Origin of the sequence: Nonomuraea sp. CA-218870, assembly GCF_050936535.1 — a bacterium.
In the GTDB taxonomy this organism is placed as follows: domain Bacteria; phylum Actinomycetota; class Actinomycetes; order Streptosporangiales; family Streptosporangiaceae; genus Nonomuraea; species Nonomuraea corallina.
Genome location: NZ_JBNJMN010000002.1, coordinates 563,577 through 581,102, shown reverse-complemented (window position 1 = coordinate 581,102; position 17,526 = coordinate 563,577). Strand labels below are relative to the sequence as shown.

The 17,526-nt window shown below is 72.3% G+C and carries 12 protein-coding genes; 4 read left to right on the top strand and 8 right to left on the bottom strand.

The features are described 5' to 3' along the window. The first annotated feature begins 24 nt into the window (after positions 1–24). A complete protein-coding gene (locus ACQEUU_RS31365; RefSeq protein WP_433072702.1) occupies positions 25–1,362 on the top strand; it encodes an ABC1 kinase family protein in 1,338 nt (445 codons plus the stop codon). 261 nt (positions 1,363–1,623) lie between these two features. Continuing rightward, positions 1,624–3,717: a heavy metal translocating P-type ATPase gene (locus tag ACQEUU_RS31360; RefSeq protein WP_433072701.1), complete on the top strand. Its 2,094-nt coding sequence runs from the start codon at positions 1,624–1,626 to the stop codon at positions 3,715–3,717. A gap of 150 nt (positions 3,718–3,867) precedes the next feature. Here ACQEUU_RS31360 and ACQEUU_RS31355 read toward each other — a convergent pair whose 3' ends face one another. From ACQEUU_RS31355 to ACQEUU_RS31340, 4 genes are all read right to left on the bottom strand, one after another. Next, positions 3,868–4,065 carry a hypothetical protein gene (locus ACQEUU_RS31355; RefSeq protein ID WP_433072700.1) on the bottom strand — a complete coding sequence of 66 codons (198 nt, stop codon included), beginning with the start codon at positions 4,063–4,065 and terminating at the stop codon, positions 3,868–3,870. Between the two features lie 40 nt (positions 4,066–4,105). After that, the gene (locus ACQEUU_RS31350; protein ID WP_433072699.1) at positions 4,106–4,375 is read right to left on the bottom strand and encodes a WhiB family transcriptional regulator; all 270 of its coding nucleotides are present in this window, start codon (positions 4,373–4,375) and stop codon (positions 4,106–4,108) included. A gap of 520 nt (positions 4,376–4,895) precedes the next feature. Further along, positions 4,896–5,780 carry an acyl-CoA thioesterase gene (locus ACQEUU_RS31345; protein WP_433072698.1) on the bottom strand — a complete coding sequence of 295 codons (885 nt, stop codon included), beginning with the start codon at positions 5,778–5,780 and terminating at the stop codon, positions 4,896–4,898. Positions 5,781–5,914: 134 nt separating this feature from the next. Further along, positions 5,915–7,957 (bottom strand): ATP-dependent DNA helicase UvrD2, encoded by a 2,043-nt coding sequence (locus ACQEUU_RS31340; protein WP_433074435.1) that lies wholly within the window; start codon positions 7,955–7,957, stop codon positions 5,915–5,917. Between the two features lie 208 nt (positions 7,958–8,165). Between ACQEUU_RS31340 and ACQEUU_RS31335 the strand changes: the two genes are divergently transcribed. Together ACQEUU_RS31335 and ACQEUU_RS31330 are read left to right on the top strand one after the other, a co-directional pair. Continuing rightward, entirely contained in the window at positions 8,166–9,011 is an 846-nt protein-coding gene (locus tag ACQEUU_RS31335; protein ID WP_433072697.1) for an alpha/beta hydrolase, read from the top strand. A gap of 75 nt (positions 9,012–9,086) precedes the next feature. Beyond that, positions 9,087–9,335 carry a glutaredoxin domain-containing protein gene (locus ACQEUU_RS31330; protein WP_433072696.1) on the top strand — a complete coding sequence of 83 codons (249 nt, stop codon included), beginning with the start codon at positions 9,087–9,089 and terminating at the stop codon, positions 9,333–9,335. 93 nt (positions 9,336–9,428) lie between these two features. On the opposite strand, the gene ACQEUU_RS31325 is transcribed toward ACQEUU_RS31330, so the two are convergent. From ACQEUU_RS31325 to ACQEUU_RS31310, 4 genes are all read right to left on the bottom strand, one after another. Then, entirely contained in the window at positions 9,429–9,872 is a 444-nt protein-coding gene (locus ACQEUU_RS31325) for a hypothetical protein (RefSeq protein WP_433072695.1), read from the bottom strand. Positions 9,873–9,935: 63 nt separating this feature from the next. Next, complete coding sequence (gene nudC / locus ACQEUU_RS31320) at positions 9,936–10,910, bottom strand: NAD(+) diphosphatase (protein ID WP_433072694.1); 975 nt, start codon at positions 10,908–10,910, stop codon at positions 9,936–9,938. A 66-nt stretch (positions 10,911–10,976) separates the two neighbouring features. Continuing rightward, complete coding sequence (locus ACQEUU_RS31315) at positions 10,977–14,237, bottom strand: ATP-dependent helicase (RefSeq protein WP_433072693.1); 3,261 nt, start codon at positions 14,235–14,237, stop codon at positions 10,977–10,979. After that, positions 14,231–17,356 (bottom strand): ATP-dependent helicase, encoded by a 3,126-nt coding sequence (locus ACQEUU_RS31310; RefSeq protein ID WP_433072692.1) that lies wholly within the window; start codon positions 17,354–17,356, stop codon positions 14,231–14,233. Before ACQEUU_RS31310 ends, ACQEUU_RS31315 begins: the two co-directional genes overlap by 7 nt. Positions 17,357–17,526 lie beyond the last annotated feature (170 nt).

Here is a 17,526-nt window from a genome sequence, read left to right as displayed (position 1 = left end):
TCCGCCGAGATTCCGCAGATCAGGATGAGCGATCTTCCTCGCCGTGCCGTCACGCGCTCCGCCAAGCTGGCCAGCCTGCCCCTCAGTTTCGCCGGACGCACCGCGCTCGGACTGGGCAAGCGCATCGGCGGCAGATCCGCCGAGGTGGTCGCCGAGGAGATCCAGCAGCGCACCGCCGAGCAGATCTTCAAGGTGCTGGGCGAGCTCAAGGGCGGCGCCATGAAGCTCGGCCAGGCGCTGTCCATCTTCGAGGCCGCGCTGCCGGCCGAGATCGTCGCCCCCTACCGGGCCACGCTCACCAGGCTGCAGGACGCGGCTCCCCCGCTGCCGGTCGCCACCGTCCACAAGGTGCTGGCCGAGCAGCTCGGCGACGACTGGCGTGACCACTTCCGGTCGTTCGACGACGAGCCGACGGCCGCCGCCTCCATCGGCCAGGTGCACCGCGCCGTGTGGCACGACGGCCGCGAGGCCGCGGTCAAGATCCAGTACCCCGGCGCCGGCAAGGCCCTGCTCGGCGACTTCACCCAGCTCGCCAGGCTCGGCAAGCTGTTCGGGGTGCTCATGCCGGGCCTCGACATCAAGTCGATGCTCGCCGAGCTGCGCGAGCGGATCGCCGAGGAGCTCGACTACCTCCGCGAGGCCGAGGCGCAGCACGCGTTCGCGCTGGAGTTCCACGGCGACCCCGACTTCCATGTGCCCGACGTCATCGCCGCCAACGAGACCGTGCTGATCACCGAGTGGATGGACGGCGTCCCGCTGTCCCGCGTGATCACCGAGGGCACGAAAGAGGAGCGCGACCGGGCCGGGCTGCTGTTCGTGCGCTTCCTGTTCTGCTCCCCCACCAGGGTCAGCATGCTGCACGCCGACCCCCATCCGGGCAACTTCCGTATGCTGCCCGACGGCAGGCTCGGGGTCCTCGACTTCGGCGCGGTCAACCGGGGCGGCTACCCGCTGGCGTTCGGCCAGCTCACCCGCATCTTCAACCAGGGCGACATGGACACCGTGGTAGCCGGGCTGCGCGCGGAGGGGTTCATCCGGCCCGACATCGAGATCGACCCCGACGCGCTGCGCGCCTTCCTCGCCCCCTACGTCGAGCCGACGGCCGTGGAGGAGTTCACCTTCAGCCGCGAGTGGCTGCAGGCGCAGGCGGCTTCTGTGACGGACCTGCGGCCGGGCAACGTGGTCCGCCAGCTCAACCTGCCTCCCTCGTACGTGCTCATCCACCGGGTGCACATCGCCGGGATCGGTGTCCTGTGCCAGCTGGGCACCACGGCCCGCTTCCGCGACGAGGTGATCCGATGGGTCCCCGGCTTCTCCGACGACCCCGACGACACCGACGCCAAGGCCCTGGCCACCGCCTGATCCCCACTGCCGCGCCGGCCCGTTCCCAGCGGACCCGCGTCCGTTCATCGAGGTAAGGGGCCGGCTCTGGCCCACCTCTCGGGGTCGGCGGTGGGTCTGGCCGTTCATCGGGTAACGCGCCGGTTCTCGCCCGTTCATCTGGTGACGCGCCGGGCTCTCGCCCGCTCGTCGGGGGCGGTGGTGGGTTGCGGTAGTCGCCGGCTTTGGTTCAGACGGGGACTGCTCCGGGGGAGATACCCCTCAGGGGCATAGAGTCGGAGGATGAGCGCACACCACGGGCACCAGCACGCTCCTGGATCCGGCGCGTCCGGCCATCGACGGGACGGGACCGCTCATGCGCACCACGACAGTGGCGGCCATGGTGGCGGCCATGGTGGCGATCATGTCGGGCGGTTCCGGCGGCTGTTCTGGATCATGCTGGTGCTGGCCGTCCCGGTGGTGGGGTTGAACGAGATGTTCGCCGATCTCGTCGGCTATGAACTCCCCCGCGCGGCGTGGGTGCGGTGGGTCTCGCCGGTTCTGGGCACCGTCATCTACCTGTGGGGCGGCCGGCCGTTCCTGACGGGGGCGGTCTCGGAGATCCGTTCCCGCAAGCCGGGCATGATGCTGCTCATCGGTCTGGCCATCACGGTGGCGTTCGTCGCCTCCTGGGGCGCGAGCCTGCACGTGCTCGATCACCGGCTGAACTTCTGGTGGGAGCTGGCCCTGCTGGTGGTCATCATGCTGCTGGGCCACTGGATCGAGATGCGCTCCCTGGCCCAGACCAGCTCGGCGCTGGATTCCCTGGCGGCCCTGCTGCCTGACGAGGCGGAGAAGGTCACGGGGACCGAGGTGGTCAAGGTCGCGCCGTCCGACCTGGTGGTCGGGGACGTCGTGATCGTCCGCCCCGGCGCCTCGGTGCCCGCCGACGGGAAGATCGTCGACGGTTCCGCGAGCATGAACGAGTCCATGATCACTGGAGAGTCCAGGCCCGTCCGCCGTTCTGCCGGCGACCAGGTGGTGGCCGGAACCGTGGCCACCGACTCCGGCCTCAGGGTCGAGGTCACCGCCACCGGCGAGGACACCGCCCTGGCCGGCATCCGGAAGCTCGTGGCCGACGCCCAGGCCTCCTCCTCGCGGGCCCAGCGCGTCGCCGACACCGCGGCGGGATGGTTGTTCTGGTTCGCGCTGGGGTCGGCCGCGATCGCCGGCGTCGTCTGGGCGCTCCTCGGCATGCCGGACGCCTCGGTCGTGCGGACCATCACCGTGCTCGTCATCGCCTGTCCGCACGCTCTCGGCCTGGCGATCCCGCTGGTGGTGTCCATCGCCACCGAGCGCGCCGCCCGCGGCGGCGTGCTGGTCAAGGATCGGCTGGCGCTGGAGTCGATGCGTACGGTCGACACGGTCCTGTTCGACAAGACCGGCACCCTGACCAAGGGTGAGCCGGCCGTGACCGGCATCGAGCCGGTCGGCGGCCACGACGAGGACGAGGTGCTGGCCCTGGCCGCGGCGGCGGAGAGCGACAGCGAGCACCCCCTGGCCAGGGCCGTGGTGGGCGCGGCGCGGGCCCGCGGTCTGGACGTGCCTCCGGCCACCGGCTTCTCCTCCTCCCCGGCGGTCGGCGTCAGCGCGCGCGTGGACGGCACTGTGGTCGAGGTCGGCGGGCCGTACCTCCTCGACGACCACGGCCTGGACGAGCTTCCCGTCGCCCGTGACTGGCGCGCGGAGGGCGCGATCATCCTGCACGTCGTGGCCGATGGCCGGGTGATCGGCGCGCTCCGCCTGGCCGACGAGATCCGGGCCGAGTCCCGCGACGCCGTCGACGCCCTGCACGCCGCCGGAGCCCAGGTCATGATGATCACCGGTGACGCTCAGGCCGTCGCCGACACCGTCGCCCGCGACCTCGGCGTCGACCGGGTGTTCGCCGGCGTCAGGCCGGAGGACAAGGCTGCCAAGGTCGCCGAACTGCAGGCCGAAGGCAAGAGGGTGGCGATGGTCGGTGACGGCGTCAACGACGCCCCCGCCCTGGCCCAGGCCGACGTCGGCATCGCGATCGGCGCCGGCACGGATGTCGCGATCGGTTCGGCGGGAGTCATCCTCGCCTCCTCGGATCCGCGCTCGGTGCTCTCCGTCATCGAGCTGTCGCGGGCCGGCTACCGGAAGATGAAGCAGAACCTGTGGTGGGCCGCCGGTTACAACCTGATCTCGGTGCCCCTGGCGGCGGGGGTGCTCGCGCCGATCGGGTTCGTGCTGCCGATGAGTGTCGGCGCGATTCTCATGTCGGCCTCGACCGTGGTCGTCGCGCTGAACGCGCAGCTGCTGCGCCGGCTCGATCTGACCCCCGCACGCAGCGCGGGCGCGTACCTGCACCGCTGAAAACGATCACCCGTCGGCGCCCGCCGCGAACGCGGCGCGAGGGAGGAACGCGGCGCGGGGGAAGAAACGCGGAAGACCCGCGCGGAACAGTCGTTCCGTGCGGGTCTTCTTCTCGGCGGGAGATCCTGCGCCGGCGGCAGGATCTCCCGATCACAGCCCCAGGCTCAGCGCCCGGCTGAGGCGCTCTTGGGCGCGCCGGACGTCACGCCGCGCCTTGCGGACGCGGGTGATGCGGGCGGCCATGCGGTGCTCCTCCGCCTCGCGGTGGAGGGTCCGTATTCGGTCGTTGACCAGTTCATGGTAGAGATACGGGGCCGAGAAGTCGCTGCTCGTCGGGACCAGGCTCATGGGATTTCCTCTTTCTGGTGGTTACTGCAGGATCGGTGGTTCAGGCCGCGACGGGGTGCTTCCGCGGACGGCCACGGGGCCGCTTGCGGGGCACGATGGTGCCGCGGAGGATCAGTTCGCCGCCCCACACGCCCCAGGGCTCCTCCCTTTCGAGCGCGCGCTCGAGGCAGGTCTTCTGGATCGGGCACCCGGTGCAGAGCGCCTTGGCGAACTCGACGTCCTCCGGCGACTCGGCGAACCACAGGTCAGGGTCGGTACGACAGGGGATCTCGGCTTCGTCGACCAGGTCCATGATCGTCTTCGCCCCCATCAGTTTTCTCCTTTGATCGAACCTTTTGTTTCGGTCGGGACACACCTCGTGGGTGATCGGGATCACGGACAAACAAAGAGGCCGCGGATCCTGTTTGCGGATCCGCGGCCTGGGGGCTGCTGTGTGCCGGTCAGGTTATGACCGGAGCATCCCTCCAGGGTTGCGGACCCACTCCACGCTTGGCGGTCGGCTGGGTCGGCACTTCGGCGCCCGCGACGAGAGCGGGCATGCTCGGAGCAGCGGCGGCACCGAAGACGGGAGCGCTCGCAGCGGCGGCGCCACCGTGGGCGCGCGCGTACATGACGGACTCCTGGCGACGGGCATACTCGTCCTGCCGCAGCCTGGCCGGGCCATCGACGAGCCTCACCGAGTCACGGCATGCGGAAACGAGCCACTGCGTGGCCGGCGTGTTGATGCTGATCACTGTGACTCACCTCCGCTCTGGGATCGCCGGGCAGGGACGCCCGACTCGCTTGTGCAAGACCCTAAACCGGGATCCCGGCGTTGGGCAACGTATTTTCTACCTGCGATTTTGTGACAATCTCGTGCGGATCATGGCCTCCTGAACCACGGACACCACGAGTTCACCGGAGGCGTTGTACATCTCGCCGCGCGCCAGCCCCCTGGCCCCTCCGGCCCACGGCGACTCCTGCGCGTACAGCAGCCATTCGTCGGCCCTGAACGGCCGGTGGAACCACATCGCGTGGTCGAGCGAGGCGCCCATGATGTCGCTGGTGCCCCAGGCCAGCCCGTGCGCGAGCAGGATCGTGTCGACCAGGGTGTAGTCGGAGGCGTAGGCGCCCAGCACGACGTGCAGCAGCGGGTCGTCGGGCAGGTCGGCGTCGAAGCGGAACCAGACGTTGGTCTCGGCGCTGCGCAGGTCGGGATCGAGGTGCGCCTCCCAGACCAGCGGGGAGACGTAGCGGGCGTCGACCGGGCGCGGCCTGGCCAGCCACTCGCGCTGCTCGTGGTCCTCGCCGACGAGCGCGGTGATCTGCTCCTGGAAGGTCGGCAGGGTCTCGGGCGCGGGCACGGCCGGCATCGCCGAGGCCTGGTGCTCGATGCCGGGCTCCTCGATGTGGAACGAGGCCGACATCGTGAAGATCGCCTTGCCGTGCTGGATCGCCACCACCCGCCGGGTGGTGAACGACCGGCCGTCGCGGACGCGCTCGACGTCGTAGACGATCGGTACGGCCGGGTCTCCGGGGCGGATGAAGTAGGCGTGCAGCGAGTGGACGTTCTTGCCGGGCGGTACGGTGCGGCCGGCGGCGACGAGGGCCTGCGCGGCGACCTGCCCGCCGAAGACGCGCTGGATGCGCTCCTCGGGGCTCCGGCCGCGGAACATGTCGTGCTCGATCTGCTCCAGGTCGAGCAGGTCGAGCGCTTCCTTCAGGGCCTCGTTCACCCATCCCCCTTCATGTCGGAACGCGAGAACCCCCCGGACTCGCCCCCTCATAGTGGCATTGCGTGGTTTCGCGGCGGTTACGATGGCTCCGCGCCGCGAAACGACAGCACAGCGTACGCGACGGCGGGACGAGCTCAGTGTCCGCCGCCACGGCACAGGCCGAGCACCGCCTCCCCGTAGCGGTCGAGCTTGACCCGGCCGATGCCCGCGATCGACAGCAGCTCCTGCTCGGTCGTCGGCACCCGCTCGGCGATGGCCTGCAGCGTCACGTCCGTGAACACGACGTACGGCGGGATCTTCGATTCCTTGGCCGTGGCCGTGCGCCACGCCTTCAGGCTCTCCAGCAGCGCCTCGTCGTAGTCGGCGGGGCAGGTCGCGCACCGGCCCAGCTTCTGCTCGGCGGCCGCCACCAGGGTCTTGGCGCAGATCCGGCAGCTGACCGGGGTCGCCGGCTCCCTGCGCTCGCGGGCGGGCGCCGCGACCCTGGCGGGCGCGGACGGGCGACCCGTCAGCCCGTCGAGGAACCGGCTCGGGCGGCGGCTCTTGCGCCCGCCCGGCGACCGGGCCAGCGCCCACGACAGGGACAGATGGCGGCGGGCGCGGGTGATGCCCACGTACAGCAGCCGGCGCTCCTCCTCGATCTGCTCCGGCGTCTCCGCATAGATGATCGGCACCATGCCGTCGGTGAGCCCGACGAGGAAGACCGCGTCCCACTCCAGCCCCTTGGCGGCGTGCAGGGAGGCGAGCGTGACGCCCTCGACGGGCGGCGCGTGCTGCTCGGCCGCGCGCCGCTCCAGCTCGGCCACGAACGCCGGCAGGTCGGCGCCCTCGGCCGCCAGGTCCTCCGCCAGATCGGCCAGCGCCTTGAGCGACTCCCACTTCTCACGCGCCTTGCCGCCGCCGGGCGGTGCGGGGGTCAGCCCGACGCCGGCCAGGATGTGGTGCACCTCGGCGGCCAGCGGCTCACCCGAGTGGGAGCGGGCCGCGCCGCGCAGCAGCACGACGGCCTGGCGCACCTCGGCCCGCTCGAAGAACCGCTCGGCGCCGCGCACCACGTACGGGATCTCCGCCTTCGACAGCGCCTCCTCGTAGGCCTCGGACTGCGAGTTGGTACGGAAGAGCACCGCGATCTCGCGGGACGGGACGCCCTGCTCCATCAGCTTGCGGATGCCGCGCGCGACGCCGGCGGCCTCGGCGGGCTCGTCGTCGTAGTCGGCGAACACCGGCCTGGGTCCGTCGGGGCGCTGCGCGACGAGCTCCAGGCGGTGGGGCGACCTGCTCTTGGCGATGACGAGGTTGGCCAGGTCGACCACCTGAGGGGTGGAGCGGTAGTCACGCACCAGCTTGATGACCGCGGCGTTCGGGAACTCGACCGCGAACCCGGTCAGGTAGCGCGGGGTCGCGCCGGTGAAGGAGTAGATCGTCTGGTTGGGGTCGCCGACCACGCACAGGTCGTCGCGGCCCCCGAGCCAGGTGTCGAGCAGCAGCTTCTGCAGCGGGTTGACGTCCTGGTACTCGTCGACGACGAAGTAGCGGTACTGCTGGCGGATCTGGGCGGCGACCTCGGCGTGCTCGGTCATCACCGCCGCGGTCAGCTCCAGGATCGTCTCGAAGTCGAGCAGGTGGCGCTCACGCCGGATCCGCTCGTACGCCTCGTACAGCCGCGCCACCTCCTCGGCGGAGACCGGAGGGGTGCGGTGGTGCTTGGCGGCGGCGGCGACGTAGTCCTCGGGCCCGATCTGGGTGACCTTGGCCCATTCGACCTCGGCGGCGATGTCGCGCAGCTCGGCGCGGTCCGGGCTTCTCCTGACGGCGCGGCAGGCTTCGACCAGGACCGGCAGCTTGGACTCGATCACCGACGGCGGCGCGCCGCCGATCACCCGCGGCCAGAAGTAGGTGAGCTGCCGCAGCGCGGCGGCGTGGAACGTGCGCGCCTGCACCCCCGGAGCACCCAGGTGCCGCAGCCGCTGGCGCAGCTCCCCCGCCGCGCGTGTGGTGAACGTCACGGCGAGCACGCTCCGCGCGTCGACCACCCCGCCGCGCACCGCGTGCGCGATCCTGTGGGTGATGGCCCTGGTCTTGCCCGTGCCGGCGCCGGCCAGCACGCACACCGGCCCGCGCACGGTCTCGGCCACCTCACGCTGCTCGGGGTCGAGCCCGGACAGCACGTCGTCCACGCTGCTCACCTGTCCATCCTCCCAGCCGGTGGCGGTCCGGGGGCCATTGTGCCAACCAGCGGTGTCACCTGTTTCACTGCCAACGAGATGCAAACGACCGGGTTCTTCCACCACAATGGGCCAGTCCAGGTGATGGGGAGAAAGGAAGGCCGTGCGCACAGCGGTTGCCCTGAGCGCGATCGCGCTCGCTTTTGTGACGCTTACCCCGGTGAGCGCGCAGGCGGCGCAGGATCCGACGCCGGGTCCCGCGGCGACGATGACGACCGACCCCGACGGCATCGGCGGCCTGTCCAAGGAGACCATCTCCTACGGCAAGCACCACCGCCAGCAGATGGACGTGTGGTGGACCCCCGACGGCATGCAGCGGCCCGGGGTCTTCATCATCCACGGCGGCTGGTGGTCCAGCGGCGACAAGAGGGGCATGACGCAGATCACCCGCTCGTTCGCCGATCTGGGCTACACCGTCTTCAACATCAACTACCGGCTGTCGACCCACGCCGCCTGGCCCGCGCAGCGCACCGACGCGCTGGCAGCGATCGCCGCCGCCCGCCGCCACGCCGACCGGTGGGCCTTCGACGCGAAGAACTACGTGGTGGTGGGGTTCTCCGCCGGCGGCCACATCGCCGCCGCCGTCGGCACCTTCGGCAACGGCATGCAGGGGCTGAAGGGCGTGGTCGGGCTGTCGCCGATCATCTCCCCGCTGCGCGCCTACACCGACGGGGCCGCGGCCACCGACCTCAACAAGATCCGGCTGCGCAGGGCGGCGGTCCGGCTGGCCGGCGACTGCCACCCCAAGGGCAAGTGCTCCCGGGTGTGGGCCAGCATGGAGGTCTCCTGGCACGCCAGCCGCAAGGATGCCCCGATGCTCACCGTGCACGCGCAGGACGAGTTCGTGCCGCCGGCCCAGAGCGCACTGCTCAAGCAGTCCCTCGGCAAGCTCGGCGTGCCCGTCGAGACCGTCATCATGCCGGGCCAGTCGCACAGCTCCGCCCTCTACCGCGAGCCGGGCGTGGCCGAGCGCGTCCAGGCGTGGATCGCCGACCGCATCGGGTGAGGGATTAACCGGGCGGCACGCGGTGTTGCACCGGACGCCTGTCTTTTCCCCTGACCTTGGAGGGATTCCCCAGAGATGGCGCTCACGGTCTACAGCACCACGTGGTGCGGCCCCTGTAAGCGGCTCAAGTCCCAGCTGGCCCGCGAGGGCATCAGCTTCGACGAGGTCGACATCGAGCGAGACCCGGACGCGGCCGCGTTCGTCATGAGCGTCAACGGCGGCAACCAGGTGGTGCCGACGGTGGTCATCGAGACCCCCAAGGGGCGCATCGTCCGCACCAACCCGTCGGCCCGCGAGGTCAAGGCTCTCCTGGAAGCGGCCTGAAGGACGCTCGAGCCCTCGGCTTCGCCGCCGGAGGGCTCGAGACTTGGCTAACATCGCCACCGAGACCTGGGTGTTTAGGTCACCCAGGTCTCATCAGTGCGTGTGGCTGTCGAGCTTGCGCTCCAGCCGCGCGATGTCGCCCTTGAGCTCCGTACGCACGCTCTGGATCTCGCCCTTGAGCTCCGTGCGCACGCTCTGGATCTCGCCCTTGAGCTCCGTGCGCACAGCCTGGATCTCCTCCTTCAACTCCGTACGGACGCTCTGGATCTCCTCCTTCAGCTCGGCGCGCAGGCCGTGGATGTCGGCCTTGAGCTCGGCGCGGACGTCCTGGATCTCGCCTCTCAGCTCGTCGCGCATGAGGGACATCTCGGCCTTGAGGGTCACGACCGCGTCGGTGACGACGTTGGTGATCGCTTCGATCATGCGCTGCTCGGAGGCCCGGTCCTTGTCGTCCATGCGCATCTCGGCGGCGGCGACGTGGATGGCCAGCTTCTGGCGCTCGATGTCCAGGATCTCCTGGACCTGGGTTTCGTTCATGTGCATGAGCGTAGCCCTTCAGTCACTTACCGTGCTTTGGGTTTCACACTAAGTGAACATGGTCTACCAGTCACCCGTGAGCGGGCTGCCGTACCAGGTCTCTATGAGCCGGCGGGCGATGGAGACCGGGGGCGGGAGGCGGACGTCGCCGGTCCGGAGCGCGCGGGCCAGTTCTTCCCTGGAGAACCAGCGGGCCTCGGCGATCTCCTCGGCGTCGGGGGTGAGGTCGGTGGACAGGGCGTTGGCGAAGAAGCCGAGCATGAGGCTGCGCGGGAAGGGCCACGGCTGGCTGCCGAGGTAGCGCGGGTCGGCCACGACGATGCCGACCTCCTCGGCCACCTCCCGGATGACGGCGGCCTCCAGCGACTCTCCCGGCTCGACGAACCCGGCCAGGATCGACAGCCGGCCCTCCGGCCACTGCGGGCCGCGGGCCAGGAGGCAGCGGTCGTCGGGGTCGCGGATCAGCATGATGACCGCCGGGTCGACGCGGGGGAAGTGCTGGCTGCCGTCGCGCGGGCAGACGCGGATGTGGCCGCCGGCCTCGACGGTCGTGCGGGCGCCGCAGCGCGGGCAGAACTGGTGGACGCCGTGCCAGGCCTCCAGGGCGACGGCGTAGACCAGGAGACCGGCGTCGCGGTCGCCGAGCAGGCCGCCCGCCTGGCGCAGCCCGGCCGGCACCGGGCGGCCTTCCGCGGCGTCGTGCGGGCTCATCGGCACGGTGACGCGGCCGTTGACGTCGCCCGCCGAGCCGCCGGGCAGCGGAGCCGCCACGGCGAAGTAGGTGACGCCGTCGGCGACGCCGAGCAGGAAGCGCTCACCGGGTGGCGCCTCGGCCGGGGTGTAGAGCACCGCCCGCACCTCGTCGCCGGCGCGTTCGACGAGCGTGCGGCCGTTGTCGATGACGAGCACCCGGGTCGAGGGGTCGTTCCAGGCCTGTTCCAGCCAGGCGGTGTTGGCTCTGCGTGCCGCCGACCTGTCGACGGTGCCCCGGGCGAGGAGCAGCGGTCCGATGAGTTGCTCTTCCGCGCGCGTTTCCACGGGCCCACCCTTCCGAATCCGCTGTCATCCTATGGCCGCTCCGGGAAGATCTTCGAAGGGACGCGGCTACTCGGCGGGCACCGACTCGATGAGGGCGACGAGGCCGTCGGCGTCGAGCAGGTCCACCGGCCGGACCGTGCGGTTGGCCCGCACGTAGTGGAAGGCCGCGCCCACCCGGTCCAGTGGCACGCCGGCCAGGTGGGACCAGGCCAGCCGGTAGGCGGCGAGCTGGACCGACGCGGCGCGGGCCGCCCGGCCCTGGGGCGGACGGCCGGTCTTCCAGTCGACGACCTCGTAGCGGCCGCCGGGCAGCTCGAACACGGCGTCCATGCGGCCGCGCACCAACCGATCGGCGATCATGGTCTCGAACGGGACCTCCATGTCGACCGGCCGCCGATCGGCCCACTCACTCTCCTCGAACCGCTCGCGCAGCTCCGCCAGCCGCACGTCGGCCTCCTCCGGCTCGGCGTCCAGGCCGAGCTCGAAGTCGTCGATGAGCCGCTGCTGGTCCCACCGGGTCTCCAGCCACCGGTGGAAGGAGGTGCCGCGGCGGGCCAGCGGGGCGGGTTTGGTCGGGACCGGGCGGCGGATCCTGCGGGCCAGCTCGCGCGGGTCGGCCGCCAGCGTGACCAGGGAGGAGACGGTCAGCCTGGCGGGCAGTTCGACGGTGGTGGAGTCGGGCCGCCGATGCAGCTCCCGTTCGCGCAGCAGCAGGTCGGTGTCGCGCTCCCAGGCCTGGACGCGCTCCTCCTCGAAGGAGCGGAGCGTCTCGTCCTCGTCCTCGTCGGAGTCGAGGCCGCCCGTGAGCGCGTCCTCCACCAGCCGGGCGCCGTCGAGTACGGACTCGTACCGCAGACCGGCGGGCTCCACCGGCCAGAGGGCCTGGGGCGGCTCGGCCAGCAGCGGGTTGGCGGCGCCGGGTTCGAGGTCGGCGGCCCAGACCGCGACCCGGTCGGCGGTGTCGCGGATCTCCAGCAGGAAGTCCGACGGCGCGAGCGGCTTCGACGCGGTGCCCCACCGGTAGCCGGAGGCGATCAAGTGGTAGTGGGCGCGGGTGACGGCCACGTACGCCAGCCGCCGCTCCTCCATGAGATCCCTGGCGCGGCAGAGCTCGTCGAAGACGGCGAGGTCCTCCTTGCCCAGGCCGGACAGCCGCGGCAGGTCGGCGGCGTCGCCGCGCAGCGGGTAGGGCAGCTTGCGCGGGTTCTCCGTCCAGCGGCCGTTGACCACCGGCGTGGCGGGGAAGACGCTGCCCGTGGTGATCGCGCCCGTGGAGCCGGCCAGCTGCGACAGGCCGGGCACCACCACGACCGGCCATTCCAGGCCCTTGGAGGCGTGCACGGTCATCAGCTTGACGCTGTTGCTCTCGCCGACCCGGCCGCCTTCCAGCCCGAACTCCTCGCTCTCGGCGGCCTCCAGGTAGGCGAGGAACGCGCCGAGCGTCGGGTCCTCGGCGTCGCCGGCGAACCGGGACGCCGCGTCCAGGAACGCGTCCAGGTCCGCCCTGGCGGCGAACGCGCTCGCCGTGCCGCTGCGCGCCGCCACCTCGATGTCCAGGCCGAGCCGCCGCTCCACCTCGCTGATCAGGTCGGGCAGCGGCTGCGCGGCGTGCGCGCGGAGCTGGCGCAGCTCGTGCGCGAACGCGACCAGCCGGGTGGCGGCCAGCGGCGAGAACGACGCCAGCCACTCCTCCCTGTCGGGCAGTTCGTCCAGGGCGTCGATCAGGCTGCCCTGCTCGTCGGCCAGGTCGGCGACGGCCTGCTCCAGCGGGTCGTCCTCGTGGCGGCTCTCGCGGGACTGGCGGACCAGCTCGCGGGCGCGGTCGCCGAGCGCCCGCAGGTCGGCGGGGCCGATCCGCCAGCGCGGCCCGGCCAGCAGCCGGGCCAGCGCGTCGCCCGCGGTCGCGTCGTAGAGCACGCGCAGGGTGGCCACGATGTCGCTGACTTCGGGCACGGTCAGCAGGCCGCCGAGGCCGACCACCTCGACCGGGATGTCGCGGTCCTCCAGCGCCTTGCGCAGGGCGGGGAACTGCGAGCGCTTGCGGGCCAGGATGGCGACGTCCTGCGGCTGGATGGCGAGGGTCTTCTTGCGCTCCCGTTCGCCCCAGGGCAGCCCGTCGGGCGCGACCTCCTGGCCGAGCATCCTGCCGATCATCCCGGCGATCCACGCCGCCTCGTCCCCGGCGGTCTCGTGGAAGGCGCAGGTGACGCGGCCCCGGTCCACCCGGTTGGGACCGGGCACGAGCACGGGCACCTCGCGGGCCTCCATCCGCAGCGGGAGCTGGACCCGGGCGGCGACGTCGAGCACCCGGTCGCCGTTGCGGAAGCTGACGCTGAGCCGGCGCGCCGGGGCCGGGTCGCCGGAGGCCGTGCGGAAGTCGGCGGGGAAGCGGCGCAGGTTGCCGGCCGAGGCGCCACGCCAGCCGTAGATGGACTGGCACGGGTCGCCGACGGCGGTGACCGGGTGGCCGCCGCCGAACAGCGAGCGCAGCAGCACGAGCTGGGCGTGGCTGGTGTCCTGGTACTCGTCGAGCAGCACCACCGCGAAGCGGGAGCGCTCGATCTCGCCGACCTCCTTGTGGTTGGCGGCGATCCTCGCCGCCAGCGCCATCTGGTCGCCGTAGTCGATGACCTCGCGCCTGCGCTTGAGCCGCTCGTACGCCTGCACGAGCGGCAGCAGCTGCTCCCTGGCGGCGTGCACGGCGAGCGGCCTGCTCTGCGCCTTGGTGACGCGGCCGGGCAGCGCGGCGTGCCGCTCGTGGAGCCAGGCGCCGATCCGGCGCACGTCCTCGGGCCCGCGCAGGTGCTCCGACAGCTCGCCGGCGAGCTCCAGGACGGCGGCGGTGACCGAGGCGGGGCCCAGCTCGACCTTGTCCATCGGCCCGTCGTACAGGGCGACGACCCGCGAGGCGAGCTGCCAGGAGACGGCCGGGGTGACCAGCCGCATGGTGGGCTCCAGCGCCTCGCGCAGCGCGTGGTCGGTGACCAGGCGCGAGGCGTAGGCGTGGTAGGTGGAGACCGCCGGCTCGTCGTGCAGCAGCTCGGGCTCGGCCAGGCCGGCCTCGACCAGCCCGGAGAGCCGTTCCCTGACGCGGGCGGCCAGCTCGGCGGCGGCCTTGCGGGTGAAGGTGAGGCCGAGCACGTTCGCGGGCTTGACGAGGCCGTTGGCGACCAGCCAGACGACGCGGCCGGCCATGGTCTCGCTCTTGCCCGAGCCCGCTCCCGCCATGACGACCATCGGCTCCAGCGGAGCCTCGATGACGGCGGCCTGTTCGGGGGTGGGCGGCAGGATGCCGAGCTTGTCGGCCAGTTCGACCGGGTTCAGCACACCTGTCCCCCGCTGTCGTTCACTGGGCAGCTCGACCTGGCGGCGCAGGTGCGGCAGCCGTCGTTCGCCCTGGCCTGGAAGACCGGGCCGGACATGCCGATCGCGACGGTGTCGACCAGGTCCGCGGCCCAGCCGGGGTTCTGGTCGTCGGCGAGCGCACCCTGCTTCTGCTCGATCGCGTCGTTCTTGCCGGCGGCCTTGCCGAGCTGGACGAGCGCGGCGCCGCCCGGCTCGTCCATGCCGTGCCTGGCGAACGCGCCCAGCAGCGCGGCGAGCTGGTAGACGCCGAGCTGCGGGTGGCGGTCGAGCTCGCCGGGCTTGGGCTTGGCGCCGCCGGTCTTGAGGTCGATGATCACCGCGCGGCCGTCCTCGTCGCGCTCCAGCCGGTCGACCCGGCCCTTGATCTGGACGCCCTCGGCGATGGTGGCCACGAAGGACTCCTCCAGGGCGACCAGATCTCGGCCGTTGTCCCGCTGCCAGCGCAGGAACTTGCCGATCATCTGCTCGGCCACCTGGCGCTGCTTGCGGTTGAACCAGGCGCCGCCGAAGTCGAGCTCCTTCCAGACGTCGTCGAGGCGCTTGCCCAGCATGTTCTCGTCGGGCAGCCCGGTGGCGGCGAGCACGGCCAGCGCGTGGATGACGTTGCCGAGGCCCTGCGCGCTGCTGGTGCCGGCGGCGCCGACGGCCGTCTCCAGCAGCCAGCGCAGGCCGCACTTGGTGAAGCTCTCCACGGCGGAAGGGGAGATGGTGACGACGTCACCGGGCCAGCTCAACGGCCGGTCGTCGGAGATCGGGGTGAGCGCGTACCACTCGTTGGGGTGGGCGCCGGAGACGCCCGCGGCGGCGAGCCTGGCGAGCTGCCTTGCCGCGTTCCTGCGCATCCCGGCCGGTTTGGTGGGGTCGGTGACCGCGCTGCGCAGGTCGGCCACGAGCGCGGGCATGCTGAGCCAGCGCGACCGGTCGCCGGCCCCGGCCTCCTCGACGGCGCCCGGCATCAGCTCCGACAGGAACCTGGACGGCCGCTCGTCGGTGTCCTCGCCGCCGACGGCGGTGACGACGAGCCGGTGGCGGGCGCGGGTGGCGGCCACGTAGAACAGCCGCCGCTCCTCGGCCAGCAGCTTGGAGGCGAGCGAGGCGGCGTTCGGCCGGCCGCCCTCGACCACCTCGACGAGGTCGTCCACGCCCAGCAGGGTGCCGCGCAGCCGCAGGTCGGGCCAGACGGCCTCCTGCACGCCCGTCACCACCACCACGTCCCACTCCAGCCCTTTGGCCCGGTGGGCGGTCAGCACGCGCACCGCGTCGCCGTCGGGGGCGCGTTCGGACAGCGTGTCGCCGGGGATCTCCTGGGAGGCCAGGTCGTCCAGGAACACCTCGGGCCCCGCCTTGGGCATCCGGTCGACGAACCGGGCCGCCTGGTCGAACAGCGCCACGACCGCGTCGAGGTCCCGGTCGGCCTGGGCGCCGCGGGTGCCGCCGCCCAGGCTCATGTCGGTCCACCTCGCGGCCAGCCCGCCGGCCTGCCAGACGGCCCACAGCACCTCTTCGGCGCTGCCCTGCTCGTCGAGCGCGGCGCGGGCGGTGGCCAGCAGCCTGGCGACGCGCTCGGCGGGCACGGCGACGTGCGGCTCGATCCGTACGAGCTCGCGGGGGTCCCTGATCGCGGCGACGAGCAGCTCGCCGGACGAGCGCGGCACGTACGGCAGCTCGGGGGGGTCGGCGGCGACCTCGTTGTCGGCGATCTTGAGCGCGCGGCGGAGGCGGCGCACGCCGATCATGTCCGTGCCGCCTAGCGGCCCGGTCAGCAGCTCTTCCGCGACGTTCTCGTCCAGCTCCGCCGGGTCGATCGCGACCCTGAGCAGGGTCAGCAGAGGGCGGACGCCGGGCTCCTGGGCGATCGGCACCTCGTCTCCGGCGATCATCGTGGGCACGCCGGCGTTGACCAGCGCCCGGCGCAGCAGCGGCACCTGGCGCTTGGCGGAGCGCACCAGCACCGCCATCCGGTGCCAGGGCACCCCGTCGACCAGGTGGGCGCGGCGCAGCGTGTCGGCCACGACCGCCGCCTCCTGGCTGGTGCTGTCGGCCAGCAGCACGCGCACCTCGCCCGGCGGCGCTTCGGGCAGCGGCGTCAGGTCGCGGTGGCCGCGGGTGCCGCGCTCGTCGGGCATCGGCGCGGCCGGCAGCCGGGCGGCCACCCGCCGGGACGCGGTCAGCAGGTCCGCGCCGGCCCGGCGGCACACGCGCAGCGCCAGGACCGGCGCGTCGCGGCCGTCGAGCGTACGGAAGCGCTGCGGGAAGCGCAGGATGCCGTGCACGTCGGCGCCGCGGAAGCCGTAGACGGACTGGTCCGGGTCGCCCACCGCGACCAGGTCGCGCCCGTCGCCGGCGAGCTGCTGGAGCAGGAACTCCTGGGCCGGGTCGGTGTCCTGGTACTCGTCCACGAACACGGCGTCGACCGCGGCCCGCTCCCGCGCCCGCACGCCGGGCTCGGCGAGCAGCCTGCCGGCCTCGGCGATCAGCTCGGCGTAGTCGAGGGTGCGCTCGGGGTCGAGGTCGAAGCGGGTCTCGTAGCGGTCGGCGAAGCGGCCCACGGCCACCCAGTCGGCGCGCCCGTGCCGCCTGCCGAGCTCCTGGAGCCGCTCGCCGTCGAGCCCGCGCTCGGCGGCGCGGGACAGGAAGTCGCGCAGCTCCTCGGCGAACCCCCGGGTCCTGAGCGGTTCGCGCAGGTCGTCCGGCCAGTCGAGGGCGCCGTCCTCCAACTCGCCGTGGAGCAGCCGCCGCACCTCCAGCAGTTGCTCCGGCCCCGTGAGCAGCCGGGGCGGCGGCTCGCCGGACAGCACCGCCTCACGGCGCAGCAGCGCGTAGGCGTAGGAGTGGAAGGTCATGGCCACCGGCGTGCGGGTGGTGCGGCGCAGCCGGGCGGTGACGCGCTGGCGCAGCTCGCCGGCCGCCTTGCGGCTGAAGGTGAGGATCAGCACGCGCTCGGGGTCGGCGCCCCGGCGCTCGATCCGGTCGACCACGCTCTCGACGATCGTGGTGGTCTTGCCGGTGCCCGGCCCGGCCAGGACCAGCAGCGGGCCGCCCGGGTGGTCCACCACCGCGCGCTGGTGCCCGTCCAGCACAGGGGGCTCAGCGGGCCCCCCATTGCCACGGCGCACCAGTCGCCAGCCCTGACCACTCACAACCCTAGATTCCATCAGACCACAGGGGTAGATCGTGCCGGATTGACCGGTCTCCCGAGCGATCGACCAGGGTATCGGGGCAAATCTGGGTTTTCCCGCCCGACACGCCG

Bases quoted from the DNA above. Each gene is read 5' to 3' on its own strand.
- ACQEUU_RS31355 (WP_433072700.1), bottom strand. From the start codon at position 4,065: ATGAGCCTGGTCCCGACGAGCAGCGACTTCTCGGCCCCGTATCTCTAC.
- ACQEUU_RS31330 (WP_433072696.1), top strand. From the start codon at position 9,087: ATGGCGCTCACGGTCTACAGCACCACGTGGTGCGGCCCCTGTAAGCGG.
- ACQEUU_RS31360 (WP_433072701.1), top strand. From the start codon at position 1,624: ATGAGCGCACACCACGGGCACCAGCACGCTCCTGGATCCGGCGCGTCC.
- ACQEUU_RS31325 (WP_433072695.1), bottom strand. From the start codon at position 9,872: ATGAACGAAACCCAGGTCCAGGAGATCCTGGACATCGAGCGCCAGAAG.
- ACQEUU_RS31365 (WP_433072702.1), top strand. From the start codon at position 25: ATGAGCGATCTTCCTCGCCGTGCCGTCACGCGCTCCGCCAAGCTGGCC.
- ACQEUU_RS31350 (WP_433072699.1), bottom strand. From the start codon at position 4,375: ATGGGGGCGAAGACGATCATGGACCTGGTCGACGAAGCCGAGATCCCC.